This window comes from Ruegeria sp. HKCCD3925 (genome assembly GCF_057221175.1).
Genome location: NZ_JBWVBI010000006.1, coordinates 159,458 through 183,426, shown reverse-complemented (window position 1 = coordinate 183,426; position 23,969 = coordinate 159,458). Strand labels below are relative to the sequence as shown.

Below are 23,969 nucleotides of genomic sequence, written 5' to 3'. Positions count from 1 at the left end.
GGTTATGCTTGGCCTTTCTCCCAATTTGTATCGCAATTTGGGTAGTGGCGTGCAGGCTCAGTGGCCTACGAGCCATATTGCGTCAGGTTTCTATGATGCGTGCAAGTTTCGTACGATCGACTTTGGAGGCATGACGCTTGTCCATAGGGATGTTCTTAATCGAAATCACATTTGGAACGCCAAAACCAAGCGCAGATTCACTCCAATCGTCGATGTGATCCGCGGAACCTTGGACGCAAAGTGTGGGGCCTGCTTTGGTATTGACGAGCGCGCATCGATCTACGCCTGGCCATCGCTGTGCCGCGACTTCGATAGCAAAGGGGAAGAGCGTACCTGAAAAGACTTCAATTTCGGACCCGACGTGCCCCCATAACCATAAACGCCCGTCATCATCCAGCGTGCCAGCGTCACCGGTCCGATGCCATATGACACCACCTTCTGCGATTTTGTTGTTCTTTGATTGGGTCGGGTCCAAATACCCGTCATTCACATGTGCGCCGGCGACCTGAATTTCATTGTCGCGGATGCGGAGCGTGATTTCGGGCACCGGGTATCCCACAAGTAGACCCCTTCCAACAGCCATGTCGTGGTGATCCTTCACCGTGATATCCGCGGCGTCAAGATGGGCAATCGGTTCAGCCTCAGTCGACCCGTAGACGCACACAACCGACAGACTGTGCCGGGTTCTCAACGCCTCGACAAGACTCGGAAACACCGGACCGCCGCCGGTGAACACCGTGTGCAACGGACCGGTATCGTCGGATTGAACCAGTTTTTCACATAGCGATGGTGGGATGAGGGCCCGGGTGATCTGTTGCGTTTGGAGCCAGCTTTCCAACTGCACTGTCGACAGGCGGTCCGGCTTGCTGAACCTCCAGTTGGGCAGAACACTTGTGCGCCCGGCCGCCAGATTGATCAGGGTGAACACCGGAAAGGCCACCAGATCGCGCTCGGCCTTGCGGCTGTCGAGGAGGGGTGCGATGGCATCGTGCTGCGCCATCAGAAACGCATGTGAGCGCGGAATGGCCTTGGGCAGGCCGGTTGTACCAGAGGTAAAGGAAATAAGGGCGATATCGTCCGGTTGTACCTTTTGCGCCACCGGGTTACTGCGGCTTTTACCAGGCGTCAGCAGGGGCATGGCCCAGAGATCCGGAACCAGAAACTTCAGCAAAGAATACGCACCCGCTGCACAGAACGCTTTTGGCTTCGTTGTTCGGGCGGCGTGGCGCAGACCGGCCAGCCCCAAGGCTGGCTCTGGTAAGACAACGGTTGCGCCAAGGGTCCAAAGCGCAGCCAGACTCGCATATAGGTCCGCGTTGACAGGCATGGCCAACAACACGCGATCACCTGACTGGATACCCTTGTCCTGCCACCGACCTGCCAAGTGCTGAACGCGCGTGCGCAGGGTTTGAAAGGTGATCTCGCGGCCCTTGCCGTCCACTATGGCTGTCCGGTCAGGAACCCGTTTAACCGCCGCGGCGAATTGGGACAGCAGGTCAGCCATTCAGTTTCCGTCCAAGCAAAGTATAGCGCCGGAATATTGTCGCACCTTCCGCTGCACTGCGCTCGGCGGAGGTGTTGTCATCATGGATCAGCGCATGAATGGCGGTTTCGTACCCCATCCTGAGCGCCGCCTTGTGAAACCGGTGAGCCAGATGCCGTCCGGCGCCCGGTTCGAGACTTGCATAGGTCTTGAGGATTACGGATGCCGGATTGGGGCCTTCGGCATAATTGGGAATGCCAAACAGAAACCCGGCCAATGTCCCGTCATGGCGGCGCGCAAAAAGGATCAGCTCGCGCTTCATCATCGGCACAACCGGCATATACATGGCCAGGAAATCTGCCTCGGATATCGGTTTGTAGAACGCGTTGCCGGAAAATGCGCGAGTTGACAGGTCGAAGACCTGACGAAACAGCGCCTCGGGGTCTGTTCCGTCCCACTCTTCCACCACGAACCCGTCGCTTTCCGGCGGTGCTGACCCGGTTGCGGCTTGCAGCGACACCCGAGCCGAGAAATAGCGGCTGATCTCGGTGAATCCTGCGGATCGGAACACCTCAAGCTCATGCGGTTTGTTGGTGGGCTCCATCAGGAACGGAGCGGACCCGTCGCTGTCCGAGACGAACCGGTAACTGTGCCAGGTATCGCCTGACATCGGCCCGATGATGCGATCCAGGCCTGCGTCTTGCACCCTCTCGATCCCTTTGCGCAGGATTTCGGCACCGGCTTCGGACGTTTTGCAGGAAAAATCGCCGAAGGTCGCGGCGCGCGCGCCTTCCCAGTTCGGACCGTTCAGATAAACGGTCAGCTTTGCATCCGCCGTTCTGATGATCTCTTTGGTCATGAAAAAACTCCGGCAAAGAACCCAGCACTTAGCGATCCAGCAACGATCCAAACGTAGTAAAGCAACGGCGGCGCGAGGGCCAATAGCGTCAGCCTGAGCACCCTATCTTTTTCGAACCAATGTGGTCGGAGCAACGGCGCAGCGACTGAACAAGCTAATGAGAACAGGACCAGTACCGTCAGCGGCTCGGCCCAGTTCGACTGTTCAGAATTCTGGGAAACAGCCCATGTCCGAATAAGAAACAGGACAGCCGCAGCAAGTGGTATCACAATAGGAATGGGACGCAGCGCCACAGCAGCGAGGCCCATAGCCAGCCCCATCGCGCTGAGCCCAAAGAAGGAAACCGCATCCCATCCCGTTGCATTTCCAGCCGCAAGCCAACCGAACCCCAAAAGCCCCAAGGCGGCTATGATATCCAGATCGGGGTACTTACTGTCACAAGGAGAAGCGGTACGCGCCCAGCCATGTGCGGCAAGAACCATGATCGGCAGTACTGTGTTCTGCAGCTTTGCGGCGGCCAGCAGCAAAAAAACCGCGACAACATAGACACGGGTCGCATGTTTGGTCAGGCCCAGTTTGGTTCCCACTACGCCGAAACTGGCAAGGGCGGCAAAGAACATGGCGGCCAACAGGGCGAGCTCTGCCAAAGAGCTGAAATAGTGGCCGTTTAGGAAAATCAACAAGCCAAGCGGCAGGAACAGGTTGTCAAACCCGCGCCAGCTTTGTGCCTCGACCAATGTGCCAAAAGCCGCAACCATAAGGCACAACATCATGATGTTAGATGGCGGGAGTTTCGATAAGAACAAGAAGCAGATGATCGCAACCAATAGTGTTACGACAAAAAACACCACTGATCCTTCTAAGCTCTTATCGCCATCTTCTACCACGTAGCGTTTGGTTCCATACGTGGTCCCGGCAAGCGCAGCGGCTGCATCCGCGAGTGTCAGAACGGCGATTGGCAGTATGTAGAACAGCGTGTTTTCCCCGGCTAGCAGAAAGCAAAGCCCAACTGACAGGGCGAGCAGAAAGTCGCCGTAGGACGTACGATCCACACCATGCAAAGTTGCACCCAGACCCGACGAAAAACGAGGCAGGCGTAGCACCAGCATCACCAGGATTGTGGCCGCAATCAGCATGTAAACCGGCCAGCGATCGGGAAACAACCAGGGCAGCAGCAACGCAAAGAGGCCGGTGCTGACATGCATAAGCTTGCGCTGCACTTCGGGTTTCAGGCCCGCCGTATTAGCCAGATTGCGTATAATCATCATTACGCCGACCAGAGCCAGCACCGACCCCGCCGCCAGCAGAATCTGCCCAATAACAGTCACGGTTGAAACTCTTCGACGACGAAATCCGAATAGAAGAATGCCATGTCGCGGGCCTTCTGCTGTGTTTCGATTTCGGTCAGGGTTTCAACCTTGTTTCTGAATTCCGGCGGAACCCTCCGGGGTGCCATCATGTTCCAATAGACTAGTCGGGCATTTGGCTCCGCAGCGGTCAGGATCGACCCGTAAACCTGATGGAAGGTCTCGGGCGACATGTACTCGAAGATGTCGGACAGGTTGAATCCTCTGGCTTTTTCGTCGGTTGACACAAAAGCCTCAAGCGATCCAAGGCGGATGTCGAGACGATCCAACCGGGATCGGATTGTCTCATAATGCTCGGAACGCCACGCCATCGGCAGCGCGTCGCCATGATCGCCTTTGAGAATCCAGTGCAGATAGGGATTTTGCGAGGGATCGGTGGTGACTCCCGCATGACGGATGCGGCGGGCGACATGTTGGGCCGGGCTACCCTCTACATGGTCGAAAAACGCACTGTCCCGGCCCATGCGGCCCATGACGAGGCGAGAGAAGAAGATGTTCAGCAAAAGACGCCATCGCACCGTGTTGAACCGTGTGTCGAAGAACGACTGTCGCTCTGCGGGCGAGCGGGGTACAAACACTGCGTCAATCGTTCGGCGTGAATGCACAAGAGGCAGTAGCCAAGTTCGAAAGATGCGAAAATAGCGCTCGAACTTGCCGACGCCACCGATGCCGTGTTTTTCGACTTCCGTGATCAGAGTCCGCCAGAAAGCGCGCGTTTCGGCATCTGTGGCTTCCAAAACCTGGTTCAGCAATGCGCCCCGTCGGGTACTTCGCCGCGAGCCGGTGAGTTCAATGAATTCGGGATGGGTCAGCACTTTATAGGCCGCGATCCTGAGCTTAAGGCAGGCGATCTGGGCCGGTGAAAGATCCAGAACGACAATGCGCGCGGGATCGAGTGTCAGCATTGCCAGCGCATTATCCCCGGCAGAGCAGATGGAGACCAATGTCTTGCCCGCACAATCGCCCAAGGCGGAGGTAAGAACATCCGCGTCTTCCCACAGTTGGGCATAGCGGATATGGTCGAAATCCGCCTTTTTCTCAATCTCACTGCTACCCATCGCAGCGTTCCACCGCACCGCTTGCCCCGTCGACCCGGATCATCTCACCATCTTCGATCCAGTTGGTGGCGCCTTTCAGGCCAACCACGCAGGGGATACCTAGTTCGCGTGCGACAATCGCAGAATGTGACAACAGAGATCCCCGTTCGACGACGATGGCGGATGCGTTCGAGAATACGGCGATCCAGCCCGGATCGGTGTGGCGCGCCACGAGTATATCTCCGGGGTTTAAGGCCTCGGTGCGCGGGTCGCGGATCACGCGCGCCCGCGCCTTGATCTGACCTGCGGAACAGCCCGTGCCCTGCTTCATCCGTGCAGTGTCCGCCTCCGCTTCTGCGTTCTCGGACCAAACCGGGGCGATGGCGGGGCCACGGATTTCGATGCGTTCCGGCGGATCTGGGCGTCGGGACGAGGCTTCGTCTTCCAGTTTGCGCTGCGCAACGATGCCTTTCAGATCAGGTGACAGGCTATAACCTTCGACTGCTCCGAGAACTTCATGTGTTGTCAGGAAGAATACATCCTTTGGCGATGAAAGCAGGTCACGCGCAGCGAATTCGCGGCCGATGCCCAGAAACACGCGCCGCGCATAACCAAATATGCGCGTGCGTTCAAAGCGCAGGTTTTCTCGGTCGCGCACCCGCGCCTTGGTCCAGCCTAAAATCCATTTGGCGAAGTACCGTTTGAGTGGGTTTGACGGAAACAGAGCCTTCCAGTCCGGTTCATCGCCGTCCTTACGCCCGGCAGGTGGACGTTCAGCGCTGGCTGCAATGGCCAGCAACAGACTGGTCGGGTCATCGCGCAACGGAACGCTTTCCAGCTTGAGCTCTTCCGTACACCGGTCGCCGAACTTCTCAAGATACGCATCAACCTCGGCTTCGATTTGTCGGTGTCCTGACAAAACCGACAGATGTGCATTGGTCTTCAAAGGAGCGGCAAGCCCTGCCTGCCGAACCAACTCTCCCATCCGGGCGATGCGTTGCGCGGGTTCCGCCGAAACGATATCACCTTGCCCGATCATGAGGTCGTTGTGCAGGGTCAACCCGGCCTCGCCCAGCCACTTTTGCAGCAGGTTGCGCGAGCTGCCAAAGGCAATCATGCACAGGAAATCGTTGATCAGCGGGGCATCCCACCGATCCAGCAGAGTGCTTTCAATGCGCCGGTATTCCGCAGCCAGTTGGGTCGCGTTAGAGGCATCCACGTTCAGCCCCGTCTGTAATATGTCGTTCAGCCTGCGGTAAAATTCACGCCGGGTCTGCGGTAGGCGGATGGCCTGCCAGATCAGGCCGCCCGCAACCTTGGCCAGTTTCGCGTACTCCACGATCTTGCGCCAGCCGGTGGTGGGGGGCGGGGCAAGAGCATCCGTGACCTCAGGCGGCATCGGTTCAGAAACGCCCATCATCGTTTCCATATAGTCGCGGTTCAGCGAAAACCCGGGCAACAGTGCCAGCGCGCGATACCAGTTGATCAGATTGTAATAGGCGCGCCCGTCCACCCGCCCCAGTAAATTGTCAAACACAGTGGGGTTCCGCGCGACCGTGTGCCGGGACACGCCCAGCAGCCTAACGAAAGCTCGATATACCTGAGAATACACGTGCAGGGCAAAGGAATAAGTCAGCGGGCTGATGATGCCCGGATAGCTTTCGACGATATTGGAATTGTCGAAAATGGTAAGCGTCTGATCTTCGAGCGGGGCAGGGCGCAGGGCCGTGGTGATCGGGCGGGCCTGCAGAATATGCAGCCCTTGCGCATCAATGGCCCATTCGATGTCCTGAGGAGAACCGAATAACGCCTCGGCCTTTCGGGCGAGGGCCGCGATGGATCGCGCCTCCGTGACGGTCAAATGTGCAGGGGCGTCAGGAGCGCTTTCCGGTACGCCATCTGCATCGATGACCCAGTCTTCTCCGTCCGCTTCCCCCGACACAAGCTGCTCTGCAAGCCCGTCAATCGCTGAGATCACGACCACATCGCGCCGTCCACTGACCGGATCGGCAGAAAAGGCGACACCGGCCGCTTTGGCATCGATCATGCGTTGCACGATGATCGCGGGGGCCTCGGCCTCGCCGCCGGATTTGACCGCGCGGTAGGTTTCGACCGTTGATGAGAAACCGGATTGCCAAACCTGCTTGGCCGCCGCGATTACACTCCTGCCGGGAACATTCAGGACCGTTGCGAATTGTCCTGCATGGCTGTGGTCCACGCCATCTTCGGACTGGCCAGAACTGCGTACCGCGTAAGGCCCGGACCCGAGTGTTTCAAGCGCGGTGGACACAGCCAGTCGCAGGCCTTTTTGCGCGATCGGGCCCGATTGCCCCATACGAAACGCGTCATTTGTGATGACAAAGAATGCGGGCGGGGAAAACCCGTGCTGTGTCAGATGCGACAGGGCTGCCGCTTTGCCTCCAACCACAGAGATGTCGTTGGCATCCATTTGGTCGACGATGAAAGTCATGCTACGGCTCCGATCAGGTAGGGTAGGAAACCAGCCGTGGCATAGCAGAAAAATACCCACAGACCGGAAACAGTGTCCATCCTGTTTTGTGCTTTCACAGTGGGTGTCTGACTGTAGTGGAATGCAGCAACCCCGCAGGAGACCAGCGCCAGCGCGCCGATCAGGGCGCTTGGCCAGCCAACTCCGGTGGCGCGTCCTGTGCCGACGAGAAGCGCGTAGGATAGCAGAACGCAGCCGATCCAGATAAGTCCTGCTAGGCGCGGACCCCATAGGGAGGAATAGGTGTCGACCCCTTCAATCTCGTTTTCGGGCGCCCACAATTTCCGCCCGATCTCAAGGACGCAGCCATTCACAAAGGACAACGCCAGGAACAGCCATAGTGAGGGTGCTGCGCCGCCTGCCGGCAGCCATTCGAGGCCAGTCAGCAATAGATCGATCAAGGGCATGATTGCCATGTGGCTTAGCAGGTACAGAACCGGCCGGGCCTTCAGCCAGGCCGGGACACCGAATTCAACTGTCATCGCAGCGAGCCAGATCCAAACCGCGCCCAACAGCCACAAAACCGACGGGTGCCAGAACCAGGAAGCCGCAAGTGCAACTGGAATGGTCAGTAAGCCCAAGCTCAAAACTTCGCCTGGTGAGACCAATCCGCGTGGGATCGGCCTGTCGGGCCGGTAACGTCGGTCATCCTCGGCGTCCTTGAACTCGTCACAGACCCGCATCTGGAAGAACAGCGCCATGGCCAGCACAAAACCGGCGGCAAAGGCAGGCCACTCGGGCAAGGGGCGATCTGCCAGACGGGCAGACACACAAATGCTGGCCGAGGAAAACACCAGCAGCAGGGGGACGGTTTTCTTAAGCGGAAAGCGCTCGGATTGGTAAATCCAAAATCGGTTCTGAAAGCTCATCTGTGGCGGGCCAGACTTTCATGGGCGCGGGTGAAATGACCGGCAGCAATCGCGGCGACAATGGAGATTTCGCCGCATAAACACGTGGCCGCAGCAACTTCGGCCAAAGCCGTGCCACACCCGCTGCCCCGTAGACCGAGTATGTTCAGCGCTGCTGCCTGGCTTGGCAAACCGGTTCCGCCGCCGACCGAGCCGACAAGGATGTTCGGAAGCGTGACCGAGCAGAATAGATTGCCGCCCCTAGGTTCCATACGCGTGACGCCCATTGCACTTTCGGCAACGCAGGCCGCGTCTTGTCCGGTTGCGATATAGAACGCAGCCAGCCCGTTGGCATAATGCGCCTGTGCGCCAAACTGGCCAGACAAATGTGCGCCCAGATTGGCGACACGGCCATAGTCCAGCATCGCCTCGACCGTCGTGCCCAGCGTCTTTTCGACAATCTCAGCCGGAAGCGTAACCGAGGCGCTGACTTTCCGCCCGCGCCCCGTCACCAGCCCCAGAGCCGAGGCCTTTTTGTCGCCCGAGAAATTACCTTCGACATACCAGTTCTCAATCGCAACAGGACAGCTATTCGCGATTGCGTGGCAAAGGGCGTCGGTGGCGATGGTCACCATGTTCTGACCTGCAGCATCACCAGTGGTATAGCGGCAAATCAGGAAAACGACGTTGGTGTCAATGAATGGCTCCAGCGATACAAGCTTGCCATGACGGGTCGTCGCTTCGGCCGCAGATTTGAGCCTGTCAACATTGGTCACCACCCAATCCACAAATTGCCCCGCTCTTAGCAGGCTATCGAACACAAAGGCCGGGGTCCGCAGCACGCCTTCGTATAAAACAGCGGTACTGATACCGCCCGACCGAGTGGCGGCGTAGGCGCCCCGGGCATAAGATGCGACCAGCGCTGCCTCGGTTGTTGCGAGGGGGACATGAAAGTCGCCGTTGGCGTTCATTCCGTTCAGGCGTAAGGGGCCAATAACCCCGACTGGAAGCTTAACCGTCCCGATGAAATTCTCGATATTGGCGCCATAGGTCTCGGCATCTTCGATAGCCGCCGAATCTGCAATTTGTGCCTGATCCTTGTCGCTGGCCGTTGGTTTCAACTTTTCCCAGAATCGTGCGACCATCTCCTTGGTCGGCTTGCGAGATGGGCGTAAGGTTGAAAACTCTGCATCGCTTGGCGCCATCTGCTGAGGTATCTGGTCAGCATCAAATCGTGCTTTTATGCGTTGAAGCATTTCCCGGACATGAAACGGAATTACCAATAGCGCGCTCCAATAGATTTTCTGTGCAACGCTGTTGCAACCAAAAACCGCTGCGAGGCAAGTTATCAGTCGTTTGATCGAAATCCAGTCAAATGTTCATCGATCAAGTGTTTGATCCCAAAGGGTCTCGCATTTGTCGCAGTTGAAAGTACCGGTAAGCCTGAGGACGATGATCTCGGCACGACACGCATCGCAAAAAGGGAGTGTAACCCTTTTGAAACTAAACGCTAAGCGTTCAAACTGGGGGTGCTTTTCAGATGCCTTGCTCTTTACCTGAGGTACAACTAGATCTCGCATCAAACATTATGACCGGCGAGCTACTCGGTTCATTACTATGCCGTCATTCACCCGGTGGGTGCAAGAACCCGCCATCCAAGATCTGTTTCGGTGATGACCGATCAAACGTCTGCTTTGTAGTGTGCCAGAAACATCGCGACGCAATCGTCCAATACATCTTTGTGCGTCGGGTTCTCGCCAAGGAAGAACTCTGGCCAGAAGAAGAAGTTTTTTACAAGCGCCAGAAGCTGGTTGGTCGCAAGAACCGGATCAGCCTTTCGGATCACGCCTGCATCCATGGCTTCGCTGATTAGCCTCGTTATTGGGTAATCATGTGTTGCTGTTTCAGTGAAGAATTGCCGGGAACGGTCAAGGTCACGGATCAATTCTGAGATGACCATCCGGTTCAATCCGATGGCGGTCTCATCGGTGATCACCCCAATGTAGCGCCACAAGGCGTTCTTCAGTTGCTCAACGAATTCTCGATCCGGATCATAAGGCACTGGCTCCATGCTCCGGTTCTGCTCCAGCATGATCTGTGAGATCGCCTCAAAGAGAGCCTCCTTGCTCTCGAAGTGATTGTAGAGCGTGCGACTCGATACGTTCGCTTTTTTCGCGATTGAAGTGGTCTTTGCCCCCAGAAACCCCTGCTCTTTGAACTCATCGATGGCCGCATCGATGATATCTTTACGTTTCTTTTCAGTGCGTTTCACGAATTCAGCTCCAAAAGTAAAAAGAAGTGTTTACAAAACACTGCTTGCCACCATAAGTAAACACAACGATTTACTTTAGCAAGGCGCAATGCTGCCTGATCCCGAAAGGACCAAGACCATGACGACCCAAAATCTCACAGCGGGTAAAAACGAAGCCACCTTCAAATCCTTTGGCGTGGATTTGGCGGGCGATCTCTACCTGCCCGAAGGCTTTGATGAGACCAAGACCTACAAGGCCATCGTGGGGGCCAGCCCGTTCCCTCAGGTCAAAGATCAGATCCCGGCTACTTACGGGCCGGAAATGGCAGCACGGGGCTTCATTTACCTCGGTTTCGATTACCTCGGCATGGGCTCGTCCCCTGCACTGCCCGGAGAGTACAAGCAATCCCGCTACATGTTCCGGCTGATCGAAAACACCTGGGACGCCGTGTCTTACCTCGGCACTCTGCCGTTCGTTGACGAGATTTACGGTCTGGGTGTTTGCCAAGGCGGCTCGATCATCGCATCCGCCGCCGTGACCGATCACCGGATCAAGAAGATTGCCATGGTTTCCGGCATGATGGCCGCGGACGCTTTCCAGTGGACCGACCGCAACATGGTTAATCAGCAAATCGCGGCCTCGAACGCCTCGATGCAGAAGATGTATGAAACCGGCGAGCCGGATTATGTCGCACCATTTGGGCTGAATGATGAGCAAACCCGAGAAGAATTTGTTGGATCGGGTGTCAACCCGATGGCCGGAGAATCCTATGACTACTACGGGCGCGATGGAGTCAAAGGCCCGGTTGCGGTTCCGACCTATACCAACATGCATATCGGCGATCAGGGCATGCAGTCTCTGATTTCCATTGGAGAGGCTTATGCCGATAAGATCGTGCAGCCGTCCCTGACAATTTACAGCAGCACGGCCTTTACAGCGCCGTGCTCCACCCAATTTGTCGCGAAGTTGACGAATGAACATGAGGAGTTGGCTTTCGATGAATTCAGCCACGTGGACTTTTACTACAAGCCGGAGGCTGTGAAAGCGTCGACCGATGCAGTTGCCGAGTTCTTTGGCAGATAAACTGATAAGGCAGAGGTCACTACGTGACCTCTGCCATTTTGAATGATGAATTTCGGGATCGCTTGGCCGGTTCCGAAAGAACCTTGACGTCACTGCATGTACTTGTCGAAAAACTCGATCATTGTTTCAGGATGTTCATCGAAGAAATTGTATCCAATGAAGCGTCGCGTATCGCCGCTTTCAATCCAGTGTAGCTTCTTGTCTTCGCCCGGGATCAGATCATAAGTGGTCTGAAAGTCTTCGGGGATCGTCCAGACATCATCCTTATTCTGCAAAGTGTATGTCGGCATGGTGACGTTTTTGGCGTGAAGATGAGGGGTCATTTTGTCCAAGGGCAAGCCTCTAATCTTTTCAATCTCTTCGGCCAGAACGTTATGAAACGCAGCCAGCCCCATCGCGTCCATCGATACCTTTGACATGACATTGATGGACGCGGGTTGCGTGCAAGCAAACGCTTTCACGTCATCAATGTATTTGAGGCATTCCGTCATGGTGTGCATCACGACACTGAGCCCGTGAATTGGTAACTTTTGCACTCCTGCGAAACACAATTGACAATTTTGGACTCCATTTTACAGAATCGGCCATGATCCATCCAATTGATCGCAAGCTAGATATCGTTGTCCTGGTGAGTCCGCATTTCAATGTTTCGGCGACTACGTCTTTCGTGGATCCTTTCAGAATAGCCAATTACCTGACAGGTTCGGCTCGATTTTCTTGGACCTATGTCTCGGACCTCGGTGGACCAGTTGAGTCTAGTAGCGGCCTAGTCGTTGATACTGCCCCATTGGCGGCCGTGACGGGGCGCAAGCCCTGGCTGGTTCTGGTGAGTACAAGTTGGTCACCTGAACGTCACGGAACATCTCAGTTTAAGGTGGCCCTTCAGAAGTGGGAGGCGTGCGGAGCAATCGTTGGCGGCTTGGATACTGGTGCGATTGTTCTTGCGGCTGCTGGACTGCTTAAAGGCAAGACAGCGACGGTACACTATGAGCACATCGATGCCTTTGCTGAAATGGCCCATGATACCACAGTGTCAGAGAACATGATTGTTATGGATGGAAAGATGTTCACTTGTTGCGGGGGTTCCGCAGCGACTGATCTGGGTTTGCGGTTTGTGCACTCTGTCGATGGTGAGAGTATCGCCAATGCATCTGCGCGATATCTTTTTCATCACAATGTACGCGGTGAGGGCCAATCACAGAACCCCAAAGACGTGGAGCCACTGGGGTATGTCACCTCTGGGGTGGTAAGGGACGCGATCGACTTGATGGAGGCACATTTGGAAGCCACTTTGTCGATCCCTGAAATATCAGCGAGGTTGAAGATTTCGCAACGACAACTTAGCAGATTGTTTCAGCAATATGTCCAGAAGTCGCCGATCGAGTACTACCGTGACATACGCCTTGATCGCGCGCGTGGACTAGTAACCCAAACAGAGTTGAAATTCAGCGAGATTGCAGAAGCATCAGGATTTAACGGGCAAGTTCATTTCAGCCGGGCATATCGAAGCCGTTTTGGCCTCACACCAACTGCAGACCGTATTGAAGGCCGTACTCCATTCGAGTTCCGCGCTTGGCCAATGTTCAAGCCTGATATTAAGTCCGAAGGTGTTGGGTAGCTTTTTGCATCGCGGTAAGCATCTTGTCGCGTTGCGCTGATAACTCTTCGGTACTTTGCCCCTGAGTTTGATCGTTAATGCCATCGACCAGTTTATTGATGACATCCTCATCAAGACGAGGGTTGCCCAGGTCGTCCCACCAGCCATTGAATGTATCCTTGAAATGGTCACAGAAGGCCCGCAGACCGCCGTCGCCTGCACCCAGGTGGAAAAGCGTCGTCGGACCCATCGCGGCCCACCGCAATCCGGGGCCGGCCCACATCGCTTTATCGATGTCTTCGACACTGGCAACGCCTTCAATCGCCATATGGACGGCCTCGCGCCATACTGCAGCTTGTAAGCGGTTTGCGACGTGTCCGGGCATGCCCTTCTTGATCCGGATCGTGACTTTGCCCAGGTCTTCGTAGAACGTCTCTGTTCGGTTCAGAACATCTGAACCGGTGGCGTCGTTCGCCGTCAACTCGACCAGCGGAATGAGATGTGGCGGGTTGAACGGATGACCTAAGATGAGCTTACTCGGATCGCGCCATCCCTGTTGGAGAGCCTCGAGTGTTAGGCCGGATGTTGAGCTTGAAACTATTGCATCAGCGCTCAACTCTGGCTCAACTTCCGCATAGGTGGAATGTTTGATCGGCAACCGCTCGGGCACATTCTCCTGAATGAACTGCGCGTTTCGCACGGCCTCAGCTGCGGTCGGTGCAAAGGTGATCGCATCTCGGGTGGCGTGGCCAACTTGGCCCAATTCTTCCAACGCAGGCCACGCCATTTCAATGTATTTACGGACGGATGCCTCAGCGTTCGGATCGGGATCAAATACGGTCACACTGCGACCCGACGCGAGGAACAGCGCTGCCCAGCTTGCCCCGATGACACCGGCTCCGAGAATGGCGGTTCTTTCGATTTCCGACATCAGAACAGTCCCGGATTCAGGGGGGAGGCCGCAGTCATACCACCGTCTACAGTGAACAGTTGGCCAGTCGCAAAAGACGACTCGTCAGAAGCTAGCCAAACAGCCATCGCAGCAATGTCTGCGGGCTTACCAAAGCGTTTGACCGCATGGCGTGCCAGCGCGTCTGTTCTAGCCTTTTCCGGGTCATGGGCGAGTTCGAATGCTGCGTCCAGCATGCCCGTCTCAATCCATCCCGGGCAGATTGCATTGCAGCGCACCGCAGGTCCATGGTCCACCGCGATAGAGCGTGTAAGCCCATGCACAAACGCTTTTGAAGCATTGTAGAGCGCCATCGATGGGTCAGCGGCATTGCCCGAGATAGAACCAATGTTGATGATCGAACCACCCTGAGACATTTTCGGAATAAAGGCGCGGCAACAGTTAAAAACGCCTCGTGCGTTTACTCCCATCACCAAATCCCAATCCGCGTCTGTGCTTTCGGTCACTGTTTTTTCGACCTGAACGCCGGCGTTGTTTACCAGGATATCTACCAGGCCGATTGTTCGGGCAGTACGTGCAACCGCTTCGGGATTGGATACATCCAGCGTGTACCAGGTTACTTGATCAGGTAGATCATCTGGTTGAGGGCCGCGCCCGCAGGTGGCGACAGCCGCACCTTCGGCTGCGAAGGCCTCAACGATGCCGCGACCAATGCCCTGTTTGCCGCCTGTAACAAAGGCGCGTTTCTCAGCTAACCGCATCAGTGTGCCACCATAACGTGACGGACTGCGGTGTAAGCATCCAGCGCATAGACCGACATATCGCTGCCCGTGCCCGAGCCCTTCATCGCGGCCCATGGCATCTCGGGGGTCGCAACCCCATGCGTGTTTACCCAGGTGAATCCATAGCGCAACTTGGACGTCATTTGCATTGCTCTCCCAACATCTCGTGTCCAGACCGAAGAGGCCAAACCGTAAGCTCCGGTGTTGGCGATCTTCAACGCATCTTCTGCCTCAGAAAACCGAGAGACAGTTACAACGGGTCCAAAAACCTCATTGCAGGCAATCTCTGCAGTGTTGTCGACATTGGCGATGACTGTCGGCTGGTAGAAAAAGCCGTCTTCTTCGCCAGACGCCCCACCGGAAACGATTTCAGAGCTGCTGCGTGCGCGATCCACAAAACCCGCTACACGATCCCGCTGTGTCGCAGAGACAAGCGGGCCCATTTCCGTTCCTTGAGCTTTCGGTGCACCGATCTGGATCTGGCCAACCTGATCGGCAATCGCGGCCACAAGTTTGTCGTAAACTCTGTCTGCAACCATCACGCGGCAAGGCTGTGCGCAGTCCTGACCGGCATTGAAGTAGCTGCCATATCGGATCGTCTCGGCCACAGCATCGAGATCAGCATCATCAAAGACAATGACTGGCGCCTTGCCGCCCAATTCCAGATGAACGTGTTTAATTTTCTGGGAAGCAGCCCGCATTGCAGCCATGCCTGTCGCCGGAGAACCCGTAACACTGATCCCTTCCACCTGTGGGCTGTTCATCAGGGTATTCCCCACGCCGGGCCCGCGACCATGGATCACGTTTAGCACGCCTTTTGGCAGAACATCTTGTAACAGTTCTGCAAGTCGCAGAGTAGATAGCGGCGTGATCTCGGACGGTTTCAACACCACCGAACATCCTGCCGCAATTGGTGCAGCAATCTTCCAGGACGCCATCATCAGCGGGTAGTTCCAAGGGGCGATGGCGGCGACAGGGCCAATGGGGTCGCGCCGGATCATCGACGTATGACCCGCGACATACTCTCCAGAGGCAGACCCCATCATGGTGCGCGCAGCCCCGGCGAAAAAGCGAAAGACATCAATCGTAAGCGGCATTTCATCATCATGAGCCGATGGCCAGGGTTTTCCCACATCTAGGCTCTCAAGTTCTGCCAACTCATGGCTGTTCGCCTCGATAACATCAGCTATCTGAAGCAAGATTGTAGCGCGTTCTGCAGGGGTCGTAACCGAAAAGGTCTCAAATGCCTCTGCTGAGCCGCGCACCGCCGCCTCGATCTGTGCATCGCTGGCTTCTTTTGCGGTACCAATAACCTCTCCTGTTGCAGGGTTCAGGATGTTCAAGGCATCGCCGGTGCCTTCAACCATTTCACCGTTGATCAACATGTTCGTCTGCATATGCGTCTCCTCAGAAGCCAACCTGATCGCCGCCTTTTAGTGCGAGCCGCATGCGCGCTTCTGCTGGCGTCGCGACCGTAAGGCCAAGGTTTTCAACGATTGATCGGATGCGCGTGACCTGTTCCGCGTTAGATTTTGCCAACTCACCCTTGCCGATGAACAGGCTGTCTTCGAGACCGACACGCAGGTTACCGCCCCGCATGGCGCTTTGGGTCGCAAATGGCATTTGGTGACGACCAGCGGCAAGGACCGACCATTCGTAATTCTCTGCTCCGAACAGCTTATCGGCTGTGTTGTGCATGTGGGTCAGATGGTCGGCATCTGCGCCAACGCCACCCAAGATGCCAAATACCATCTGAATGAAAAATGGCGGTTTGATCAGGCCCTGATCCACGAACCATTTGACGTTGTAGAGATGTCCAAGATCATAGCATTCGAACTCGAACTTGGTGCCGTGATCTCCACCAAGTTTTTCGATGGCGTAACGAATTGTTTTGAAAGTGTTGGGAAAGATAAAGTCTTCCGTCATCTCCAAAAATGGCCGTTCCCAGTCGTGCTGAAACTCGGTGTATTTCTGCAGCATCGGAAAGATACCAAAGTTCATGGATCCCATGTTGAGCGATGCCATCTCTGGGCTGGTAGATGTCGCCGCCAGCAGCCGCTCATCCATCGACATCCCCAAGCCGCCGCCGGTCGAGACATTCATCACAACATCGGTGGACTGCTTGATTACGGGTAGAAACTGCTTGAACAGCTCAGGTCGGGGATCGGGTTTTCCTGTCTCCGGGTGCCGTGCGTGCAGGTGAATGATTGATGCCCCTGCCTGGGCCGCCTCAATACTGGCCGTCGCAATCTCTGCCGGTGTAATCGGCAGATGCGGTGACATTGACGGCGTATGGATGCCTCCGGTCGGCGCGCAAGTGATAATGACTGGCTTGGGCATCAGAGCTTCATCTGCTGCACTTGTGCAGACAGCCCCCCGTCCAGAACCCACAACTGGCCAGAGGCATAGCGCGCCTCGTCCGAGGCAAGCCAGTTGACCAGATTTGCAATATCCTCGGGCGTCCCGTAGGTCCGCATCGGATGAACATCGCGCACGGCCTTTTGCAGCGTTTCAATGTTGCCACCTCCTCCGCCGGATCCATCGCCGTTGAAGAAGCTCTGCAGCATTGGAGTGTCGATATAGCCAGGGCAGATGGCATTCACCCGGATACCTTCTGGGCCATGATCGCAAGCCATTGCGCGGGTCAAAGCGTGAACTGCACCCTTGGTCGCGCAATAGGCCGCAAGCCCTGGATCTGCGATGAACCCGTCGTAGGAGCCAAAATTGATAAGGCTAGCGCTATTCCCTGTCTTCGCCGCTTCGCGCATTAGGGGGAGGGCGTATTTCGAGGTCAGGAACGTGCCCGTGGAATTAACCGCAAAGCTTTGATTCCATTCCTCCAACGTGGTCTCTTCAACCGTTTTTTCGATCTCGATCCCCGCCGCGTTCACTAGGATGTCCAACTTTCCGTGTGCGGCGCGCACATGATCCATCGCCGCAACCGAGTCTGCTTCTTGAGTCACATCCAGCTTAACAAAATGACTGCCATCATCGTCGTGTTGATCTAACGACCCTTCCGGTGTGAGGTCAGCGGCAAATACCGTTGCGCCTTCTCTTAGAAACCGAGCGACAATCGCGCGCCCGATTCCACCGCGGGCACCAGTCACGAGAGCAACTTTTCCGTTCAGCATCATTGGTTTCAATCCTTCAATGGCGGATAGCGGTAGCGGCGTGCAGCCACTGTCCAATCCATATTGTTACGTACATACTGCTGACTTGCATCGGACGGCGGGTTGTAGTCCCAAGGCTCGCTGGCACCGGCCTCCATCGCGGCATGTAATGCACGGCGCGATTTTTGCGTGGCGATTATCTTCTTTCGCAAAGCACTGCCGTCCCACCGTTCGGCGACTTCGGCTGCAAAACGAGTTTTCGCGTCGGAGTAGCTTGGGTCCGAAGCTAAATTCTTCGTTTCCATCGGGTCAGCACTCAGGTCATAGAGCTGCGGTGGGTCGCTATCACAATGAATATATTTTAAGGGCCCGCGCCGGATCATGATCACAGGATAGCCCGTCATCTCGGCACAATATTCTCCGATCGCCTCATCAACTGGATCTTCTTCACCCCGAGCCAGAGGCATAAGGCTACGACCGTCGATCGGCTCTCCGATCATCGTCTCATCACCGCCACCGATGTCGATAAATGTCGGCAATAGATCAACCAGTGACACTGCATTTTGAGCGGCCCCAACAGCGATGCCTGGTCCGGCCATGACCAATGGAATTCGTGCTGAGTGCTCGAAGAAGTTCATTTTGTACCACAGCCCACGTTCACCCAGCATGTCGCCATGGTCGGCTGTGACAATCACAATGGTGCTGTCCAACTCGCCCGTTTCTTCGAGGGTTTGAACCAGCTCTCCGATTTTGCTGTCGAAGTAACTGACGTTTGCCAAGTAGGCATGGCGCGCGCGCAGGATTTCTTCCTCGGTCAGTGGCACATAAGACGCTTCGATCCCATCCAATAAACGTCGTGAAAAGGGGTCTTGATCCTCCAACGCGGGCACAAACGCGGGCAAGTCAATTTCATCATCTGTATACAGGTTCCACCATTCGGGCCGCGCAACGTAAGGATCATGCGGGTGAATGAAGCTCACCACCATCGCAAAGGGCGCATCGTTCCCACGTGCTTTGTCTCGGGCAACATCGAAGAGCCAGCGATTGGCGGCAAAGCCAACTTCGTCGTCATAGTCGATCTGGAAGGTAGCGTGGGCAACGCCGCTTTCCTTGACCGTTTGCATATTGTGATACCACTTGTCGATCCGCTCGTCCGGGGCCTCCCAATCCGGGGTCCACGCAAAATCAGCAGGATAGATGTCGGTTGTCACACGATCCTCAAATCCATGCATCTGATCCGGCCCGACAAAATGCATCTTGCCTGCCAAACATGTACGATAGCCCAGCGATTTCAGATAATGCGCAAATGTCGGCACCGAAGCCTTGAACTCGGATGCATTGTCGTAAGCTGCGATGCGACTGATGTGCTGACCCGACATAAAGGAAAACCGTGAAGGCGCACAGAGAGGGGAATTGCAGTAAGCTGCATCGAAGCGCATGCCGCGCGCGGCCAACGCGTCAAGATGTGGCGTCTTGGCGACCTTATGCCCGTACGCCCCTGTGAAATGCGGAGCCAATTGGTCCGCCATGACCACAAGGATGTTTGGCCGCGTCACGTGGCACCTCTTGCGTAAGCGTCCAAGACCAAGCCATGGAAGTGATGAACGGCGTGCTCGGACTTGCCAGACCCATCCGGGTCATTGACGATCCGACCTTGTGTGAACGCAGGCGTTTTCATCCCGCGCTGCACGCTTTCGACGAGGCTGATATCTTCGACCTGAAGTACCTCGTCCAGATAGCGAATTGCATCCAGCTCCATCGCGTCAGGTTCCGGCGTCTCAAGGAAGAAGTCGTAAGTTTCAAGCGTCCGATCTGGCCCAACAGGGATAATGTTCAACACGATCATGCTGGACCGTCCCGGATATCGCATCAGGCAAGTGGTAGGATAGAGCCACCAAACCGCGTGGGTTTTTACCGTGGCGTTCGAGACGTCATAGGCGGTATTTGGACTGTTGCCTGCGTCAGCCATATGGCTTGAGTAAATGCCGTAGGTCGTAACCTTGTAGGTATCCATATCCACGAGGTCACAAAAATCCTTATGGGCCGTAGGGCAATGATAGCACTCAAGGAAATTGTCCACGACGTTCTTCCAATTCGACTTGATGTCGTAGGTCAGACGGTGGCCAAAAGTGAGTTGATCCACATCCGGTGCCCAATGGCGCACCTCGGTTTCTAGGTTTCCGGATTGCTCTGACAAAGAGGCAGCCGTCGGATCCAAATTGACAAAAACAAAACCGCAGAATTCTTCAACCTGTACAGCATCGAGACAAATCTCATCCTTGTTGAAGTCTTCGAGGTTTTCAGTATGTGGCGCACGCGCCAATTGCCCGTCAAGTTTATAGACCCAGGCATGATAGGGGCACATAATCCGTGTGGTATTGCCTTCGCCTGATAGCAGTTCATGAGCACGGTGTTTGCATACGTTGTAAAAGGCGCGAAGCTTACCCTCTTTGTCGCGCACAACCGCAATAGGTTGACCGGCAACATCCACCGTTACAAAGGACCCCGGCTCTCGTGTTTTCTCGACATGACACACCCATTGCCAAGTTTTGGAGAGGATGGAGCGAAGGTCTGCGTCAAACCACTTGTCCTGTGTGTATGCCGCAGCCTGTAACGAGCTAGAGCGTGATGGATCGACGTGATAGCCCAAGGAAATTGTTTCTGAATCGGTCATGCTGCCCTCTCCCGTTAAACTTAAACCTATTTCAAGTGAGATTCGGGGATATGCTTAATCGGCCGCTAGTTTGATCATCTTCGACAGTTATTTGACCTGAGGGGACTCTGTTTCAATCTCTCGAGCGCCGGATTTAGTCGAGGAGCAATTCAACCCTTATACGTGTCGGACTTGTCAAAAACGAAACAATTCAAAGGATTATCGGAAGCTCAAGCGTAACGCTCGCTCCTCTTTCGACCTGGTTGATTAAGACTGATCCTTCGTGGCGCTGGGCAACCGCAGAGACGATTGACAAACCCAGGCCACTGCCTTCGGAATATTCCAACTGGGAGAACCGACTAAATGCAGCTTCGCTTTGGTCGGGCGAAAGGCCAGCGCCGTCATCAGCGACAGTAAGCCAAACGTTTCCGCCGTCAGAACGCAGCACGACTGAAATGCGGCTCAGTTTAGCGCCACCGTGCTTAACAGCATTGTCTAACAGGTTCTTTAGAGCTTCAGTTAGAAACACCTGATCACCTGATACTGTGACCGCCGTCTCTGGCATCGTGACATCAAACTCGATGCCTTTTGCAAGAATGTGAACTCCCATTTCTGCGCAGGCTTCTTCGACAACCGAGCGGAAATCAATTTCAACCATTTGATCTTGGTGCGTCGGTTGCCTGAGCCGTTCAAGTGATAGCAGTTGTTCAGCGACAGTTGCTGAGTTCTTTGCCGCTACGACAAGCTCGATGATGCGTTTATCGCGGTCTTCATCGGTTTTCGCATCTCGAAGCGCTTCGGCCATCGATTGAACGGCGGCCGCAGGGTTACGTAGCTGATGTGCCGCTTCGGATATGAACACCTGATGGGCATTGATACTTTTTTCCACCTGTCCAAAGAGTCGATTCAAGGTTTTGACGACACCTTGAACCTCGATCGGTACCGGGCGTTTGATCTCACTCAGGTCATCTGGTGAGCGCAGGTCGATTGCGTCCTGTAAATCCAGGAGGGGCCGCAGCCCGCGAGCAACTCCGAACCATACCACAAATGCCAGAGTGGCAAGTAGGATTCCCATGAGAATTCCTGCGCGGATTGACAGCTCATTTGCAAACGCGTTGCGATCCGCCATACGTTGCCAAACTGTGACCGTCGCATCTCCTATCAAATTTTCTATGGTCACACGTTCTGTCAGCTTAAGAACTCGTACCGGCTCGTCGCGATAGAGTGCTTCGAAAAACTGCGGCCTGTTCGCCTCTTGAGCAGACGGGTTCGCGGGTGCCGGAGGGTATGCATAGCCGGTCACGTAGATGCCACCCGGGCCCGTAACATGATAAAAGATCTCTCCGCCCGACGCGTCGCGGATCAAGCTGCGCGTGGTGGGCGAAAGTGCGTCACCTCCTGAAATCGCGACATCTCGTGAAATTGCAAGACCGGCAGATAGCAGGCTGTCGTCAAACAGCTCCTGAGCCGTTTCCTGGGCAATCATGAAGCGCCAAAGCCCAAGAAGGATCGCAAGCAACACCAAGGGCGTCAGGATAAGAATGAAGAGTCGTAGCCTGAGGGAGCCGTGCCTGATCACTTCTGCACCTCAAGAAGGTACCCCAGACCGCGCGCTGTCTTGATCTTAATGCCGAGATTCTGAAGGCGTTTTCGTAACCGCGACACATGAGGTTCAACAGCTGAGTCATCGACATCGGCCCCAACGCCATAGACATAATCTGTGAGTTGGCTTTTAGGAACAATTCTGCCCCGACGCTCCAACAGGCATTCAAGCACCGCTATTTCCCGCCGTGGTATATCCATGACTTCGCCCTGAACACTAACCTGACGCGATGCACGGTCGAATTCCAGGCTACCGATGCTCTCCCGCGCTCCGTAGTCAAGCTCTTTGCGCCGAGAAAGCGCTCGGACGCGTGCTTCTAACTCGTCCATTTCGAAGGGTTTGACCAGATAGTCATCTGCGCCCATATCCAAACCGGTCACCCGGTCGCTTGTTTCGGTGCGCGCTGTTAGCAGGATCACGGGCGCACTGTCACCACGTTCGCGAAGCGATCTCAGGATGTCCAACCCTGACCGGCCGGGTAGGTTGATATCCAAAACGATCAAATCCGCGCCTTCTTGTTGAAGGTACAGGTCGGCCGCATCTCCGTCAGTCAGTATATCCGCCGCATGACCTCGGTCACGAAGGCGATAAGCAATGGCATTGGCGAGTGGCTCATTGTCCTCGACTATGACGATCCGCATTAGGTCTCCCGCAAGTTTCGCGCAAGGTTGGCGCTCCATGATTGCCAGATGGGAGGGGGAATCAACCCCACAGTTCTATTTGCGATCACGGTAGCGCCGGGGGCGATGACGTGATTGTCTGGTCAACAGGGAGGAACCAATGACCATTTCCAACTTCACCCGTCGCGCCGTCGTGGGGCTGATCGCCGCCGCCGGTATCGCCGCACCTGCCGCTGCCGAGGTTGATTTCTCGGGCAAGACCATCGAATGGGTCATCCCGTTCTCGGAAACGGGTGGTTCGGCGAAATGGGCCAACTTCTTTGCGCCGCTTCTGTCCGAAGCTCTTCCGGGTCAACCGACCGTGGTCGTGAAATTCATGCCGGGTGCTGGTTCGACCAAAGGCGCAAACTGGTTCCAGGAACAAAGCCACGATGATGGAACCTTGTTGTTCGGCACTTCCGGTTCAACTCAATTCCCTTATCTGCTGAGCGATCCGCGCGTGCGTTATGAATACAACGACTGGATCCCGGTTATGGCGTCCGGGACGGGTGGTGTCGCCTATTTGAACGCAGAAGATGGTGCCAAGTTTGATGGCTCCGCAAATGCGTTGAAAGACACGAACTTCATCTACGGCTCGCAGGGCGCAACGCGTCTGGATCTCGTGCCGCTGTTGGCATGGCAAATGCTGGGTATGAACGTTGAGCCAGTCTTCGGCATCAAAGGCCGTGGCGATGGTCGTCTGATGTTCGAACGTGGCGAAGCTAACATCGACTATCAGACCTCATCCGGCTATTTGGGTGGATCCGCCCCGCTGGTTGAGGCCGGTCAGGCTGTGCCGATGATGACCTGGGGGGCGCTGGATGCCGATGGAAATATCGTCCGCGACCCGACCTTCCCTGATATTCCAACCTTCAAAGAGGTTTGCGAGGCAACGGATGGTTGTGAAACCAGTGGCGAGGCGTGGGACGCTTGGAAAGCGTTCTTTGTCGCGGGTTTCCCGGTTCAGAAGTTGGCTTTTCTGCCTGGTGATACACCACAGGAAGTGGTCGACGCCTACACCGCAGCGTTTCAGGCTGTGACCGAGCGCGGCGACTTTGCTGATATTTCGTCCAAACGCGTCGGTAAGTACCCGGTATTTGTGGGCGACGGTTCCAAGGCGGCGCTGCAAACCGCGACAAACGTCGACGACAATGCCAAAGGCTACGTTCTGAACTGGCTCAAAGAAGCCTACGGTGTCGAGCTGAACTAAACCCACA

Annotated in this window: 21 protein-coding genes; 3 read left to right on the top strand and 18 right to left on the bottom strand. The window is 55.6% G+C overall.

The window, feature by feature from the left end:
• Window positions 1-82 precede the first annotated feature (82 nt).
• The 8 genes from AC2TEM_RS15965 to AC2TEM_RS15930 all read right to left on the bottom strand — a co-directional run bounded on the left by AC2TEM_RS15965 (window position 83) and on the right by AC2TEM_RS15930 (window position 10,375).
• Window positions 83-1,504 carry an AMP-binding protein gene (locus AC2TEM_RS15965; protein ID WP_170424916.1) on the bottom strand — a complete coding sequence of 474 codons (1,422 nt, stop codon included), beginning with the start codon at window positions 1,502-1,504 and terminating at the stop codon, window positions 83-85.
• A complete protein-coding gene (locus AC2TEM_RS15960; protein WP_170424919.1) occupies window positions 1,497-2,342 on the bottom strand; it encodes a hypothetical protein in 846 nt (281 codons plus the stop codon). Before AC2TEM_RS15960 ends, AC2TEM_RS15965 begins: the two co-directional genes overlap by 8 nt.
• The gene (locus AC2TEM_RS15955) at window positions 2,339-3,670 is read right to left on the bottom strand and encodes a hypothetical protein (protein ID WP_170424922.1); all 1,332 of its coding nucleotides are present in this window, start codon (window positions 3,668-3,670) and stop codon (window positions 2,339-2,341) included. The genes AC2TEM_RS15960 and AC2TEM_RS15955 overlap by 4 nt, the downstream gene beginning before the upstream one ends.
• The gene (locus tag AC2TEM_RS15950) at window positions 3,667-4,767 is read right to left on the bottom strand and encodes a DUF3419 family protein (protein WP_170424925.1); all 1,101 of its coding nucleotides are present in this window, start codon (window positions 4,765-4,767) and stop codon (window positions 3,667-3,669) included. Before AC2TEM_RS15950 ends, AC2TEM_RS15955 begins: the two co-directional genes overlap by 4 nt.
• Window positions 4,760-7,216, bottom strand: coding sequence for a PEP/pyruvate-binding domain-containing protein (locus tag AC2TEM_RS15945; RefSeq protein ID WP_170424928.1), 2,457 nt, complete (start codon window positions 7,214-7,216; stop codon window positions 4,760-4,762). Before AC2TEM_RS15945 ends, AC2TEM_RS15950 begins: the two co-directional genes overlap by 8 nt.
• Window positions 7,213-8,124: a UbiA family prenyltransferase gene (locus tag AC2TEM_RS15940; protein ID WP_170424931.1), complete on the bottom strand. Its 912-nt coding sequence runs from the start codon at window positions 8,122-8,124 to the stop codon at window positions 7,213-7,215. The genes AC2TEM_RS15945 and AC2TEM_RS15940 overlap by 4 nt, the downstream gene beginning before the upstream one ends.
• On the bottom strand, window positions 8,121-9,359 hold the full coding sequence (locus tag AC2TEM_RS15935) for a hydroxymethylglutaryl-CoA reductase (RefSeq protein ID WP_480790562.1): 1,239 nt from the start codon (window positions 9,357-9,359) through the stop codon (window positions 8,121-8,123). The genes AC2TEM_RS15940 and AC2TEM_RS15935 overlap by 4 nt, the downstream gene beginning before the upstream one ends.
• 425 nt (window positions 9,360-9,784) lie before the next feature.
• Window positions 9,785-10,375: a TetR/AcrR family transcriptional regulator gene (locus tag AC2TEM_RS15930; protein ID WP_170424937.1), complete on the bottom strand. Its 591-nt coding sequence runs from the start codon at window positions 10,373-10,375 to the stop codon at window positions 9,785-9,787.
• 118 nt (window positions 10,376-10,493) lie between these two features.
• Here AC2TEM_RS15930 and AC2TEM_RS15925 point away from each other — a divergent pair, with 118 nt between their 5' ends.
• Window positions 10,494-11,438 carry an alpha/beta hydrolase gene (locus tag AC2TEM_RS15925; RefSeq protein ID WP_170424940.1) on the top strand — a complete coding sequence of 315 codons (945 nt, stop codon included), beginning with the start codon at window positions 10,494-10,496 and terminating at the stop codon, window positions 11,436-11,438.
• Between the two features lie 89 nt (window positions 11,439-11,527).
• Here the strand turns inward: AC2TEM_RS15925 and AC2TEM_RS15920 are convergent, their stop codons facing one another.
• Window positions 11,528-11,857 (bottom strand): hypothetical protein, encoded by a 330-nt coding sequence (locus AC2TEM_RS15920; RefSeq protein ID WP_170424943.1) that lies wholly within the window; start codon window positions 11,855-11,857, stop codon window positions 11,528-11,530.
• Between the two features lie 167 nt (window positions 11,858-12,024).
• On the opposite strand from AC2TEM_RS15920, the gene AC2TEM_RS15915 reads away from it, so the two are divergent.
• Window positions 12,025-13,056 (top strand): GlxA family transcriptional regulator, encoded by a 1,032-nt coding sequence (locus AC2TEM_RS15915; protein WP_170424946.1) that lies wholly within the window; start codon window positions 12,025-12,027, stop codon window positions 13,054-13,056.
• Here the strand turns inward: AC2TEM_RS15915 and AC2TEM_RS15910 are convergent.
• From AC2TEM_RS15910 to AC2TEM_RS15870, 9 genes are all read right to left on the bottom strand, one after another.
• Entirely contained in the window at window positions 13,034-13,966 is a 933-nt protein-coding gene (locus AC2TEM_RS15910; protein WP_170424949.1) for a 3-hydroxyacyl-CoA dehydrogenase NAD-binding domain-containing protein, read from the bottom strand. The genes AC2TEM_RS15915 and AC2TEM_RS15910 overlap by 23 nt on opposite strands.
• The gene (locus AC2TEM_RS15905) at window positions 13,966-14,706 is read right to left on the bottom strand and encodes an SDR family oxidoreductase (protein ID WP_170424952.1); all 741 of its coding nucleotides are present in this window, start codon (window positions 14,704-14,706) and stop codon (window positions 13,966-13,968) included. The genes AC2TEM_RS15910 and AC2TEM_RS15905 overlap by 1 nt, the downstream gene beginning before the upstream one ends.
• Entirely contained in the window at window positions 14,706-16,124 is a 1,419-nt protein-coding gene (locus tag AC2TEM_RS15900; protein WP_170424955.1) for a gamma-aminobutyraldehyde dehydrogenase, read from the bottom strand. Before AC2TEM_RS15900 ends, AC2TEM_RS15905 begins: the two co-directional genes overlap by 1 nt.
• A 10-nt stretch (window positions 16,125-16,134) precedes the next feature.
• Window positions 16,135-17,067 carry a 3,5-dioxohexanoate:acetyl-CoA acetone transferase gene (gene kce / locus AC2TEM_RS15895; protein ID WP_170395496.1) on the bottom strand — a complete coding sequence of 311 codons (933 nt, stop codon included), beginning with the start codon at window positions 17,065-17,067 and terminating at the stop codon, window positions 16,135-16,137.
• Window positions 17,067-17,834 carry an SDR family NAD(P)-dependent oxidoreductase gene (locus AC2TEM_RS15890; protein ID WP_255612000.1) on the bottom strand — a complete coding sequence of 256 codons (768 nt, stop codon included), beginning with the start codon at window positions 17,832-17,834 and terminating at the stop codon, window positions 17,067-17,069. The genes kce and AC2TEM_RS15890 overlap by 1 nt, the downstream gene beginning before the upstream one ends.
• A 32-nt stretch (window positions 17,835-17,866) precedes the next feature.
• Entirely contained in the window at window positions 17,867-19,393 is a 1,527-nt protein-coding gene (gene betC / locus AC2TEM_RS15885; RefSeq protein ID WP_170424962.1) for a choline-sulfatase, read from the bottom strand.
• The gene (locus AC2TEM_RS15880; protein WP_170424965.1) at window positions 19,390-20,511 is read right to left on the bottom strand and encodes a ring-hydroxylating oxygenase subunit alpha; all 1,122 of its coding nucleotides are present in this window, start codon (window positions 20,509-20,511) and stop codon (window positions 19,390-19,392) included. The genes betC and AC2TEM_RS15880 overlap by 4 nt, the downstream gene beginning before the upstream one ends.
• A gap of 190 nt (window positions 20,512-20,701) precedes the next feature.
• Window positions 20,702-22,012, bottom strand: a complete 1,311-nt coding sequence (locus AC2TEM_RS15875) for a sensor histidine kinase (protein ID WP_480856302.1) — start codon at window positions 22,010-22,012, stop codon at window positions 20,702-20,704.
• Window positions 22,013-22,065: 53 nt separating this feature from the next.
• Complete coding sequence (locus tag AC2TEM_RS15870; RefSeq protein ID WP_170424968.1) at window positions 22,066-22,734, bottom strand: response regulator transcription factor; 669 nt, start codon at window positions 22,732-22,734, stop codon at window positions 22,066-22,068.
• 139 nt (window positions 22,735-22,873) lie between these two features.
• Between AC2TEM_RS15870 and AC2TEM_RS15865 the strand changes: the two genes are divergently transcribed.
• Complete coding sequence (locus AC2TEM_RS15865; protein WP_170402506.1) at window positions 22,874-23,962, top strand: type 2 periplasmic-binding domain-containing protein; 1,089 nt, start codon at window positions 22,874-22,876, stop codon at window positions 23,960-23,962.
• Window positions 23,963-23,969 lie beyond the last annotated feature (7 nt).

Coding starts and splice junctions, on each gene's coding strand:
- AC2TEM_RS15965 (WP_170424916.1), bottom strand. CDS start 1,504: ATGGCTGACCTGCTGTCCCAATTCGCCGCGGCGGTTAAACGGGTTCCT.
- AC2TEM_RS15960 (WP_170424919.1), bottom strand. CDS start 2,342: ATGACCAAAGAGATCATCAGAACGGCGGATGCAAAGCTGACCGTTTAT.
- AC2TEM_RS15950 (WP_170424925.1), bottom strand. CDS start 4,767: ATGGGTAGCAGTGAGATTGAGAAAAAGGCGGATTTCGACCATATCCGC.
- AC2TEM_RS15945 (WP_170424928.1), bottom strand. CDS start 7,216: ATGACTTTCATCGTCGACCAAATGGATGCCAACGACATCTCTGTGGTT.
- AC2TEM_RS15940 (WP_170424931.1), bottom strand. CDS start 8,124: ATGAGCTTTCAGAACCGATTTTGGATTTACCAATCCGAGCGCTTTCCG.
- AC2TEM_RS15935 (WP_480790562.1), bottom strand. CDS start 9,359: ATGCTTCAACGCATAAAAGCACGATTTGATGCTGACCAGATACCTCAG.
- AC2TEM_RS15925 (WP_170424940.1), top strand. CDS start 10,494: ATGACGACCCAAAATCTCACAGCGGGTAAAAACGAAGCCACCTTCAAA.
- AC2TEM_RS15920 (WP_170424943.1), bottom strand. CDS start 11,857: ATGTCAAAGGTATCGATGGACGCGATGGGGCTGGCTGCGTTTCATAAC.
- AC2TEM_RS15915 (WP_170424946.1), top strand. CDS start 12,025: ATGATCCATCCAATTGATCGCAAGCTAGATATCGTTGTCCTGGTGAGT.
- AC2TEM_RS15910 (WP_170424949.1), bottom strand. CDS start 13,966: ATGTCGGAAATCGAAAGAACCGCCATTCTCGGAGCCGGTGTCATCGGG.
- AC2TEM_RS15905 (WP_170424952.1), bottom strand. CDS start 14,706: ATGCGGTTAGCTGAGAAACGCGCCTTTGTTACAGGCGGCAAACAGGGC.
- AC2TEM_RS15900 (WP_170424955.1), bottom strand. CDS start 16,124: ATGCAGACGAACATGTTGATCAACGGTGAAATGGTTGAAGGCACCGGC.
- kce (WP_170395496.1), bottom strand. CDS start 17,067: ATGCCCAAGCCAGTCATTATCACTTGCGCGCCGACCGGAGGCATCCAT.
- AC2TEM_RS15880 (WP_170424965.1), bottom strand. CDS start 20,511: ATGACCGATTCAGAAACAATTTCCTTGGGCTATCACGTCGATCCATCA.
- AC2TEM_RS15870 (WP_170424968.1), bottom strand. CDS start 22,734: ATGCGGATCGTCATAGTCGAGGACAATGAGCCACTCGCCAATGCCATT.
- AC2TEM_RS15865 (WP_170402506.1), top strand. CDS start 22,874: ATGACCATTTCCAACTTCACCCGTCGCGCCGTCGTGGGGCTGATCGCC.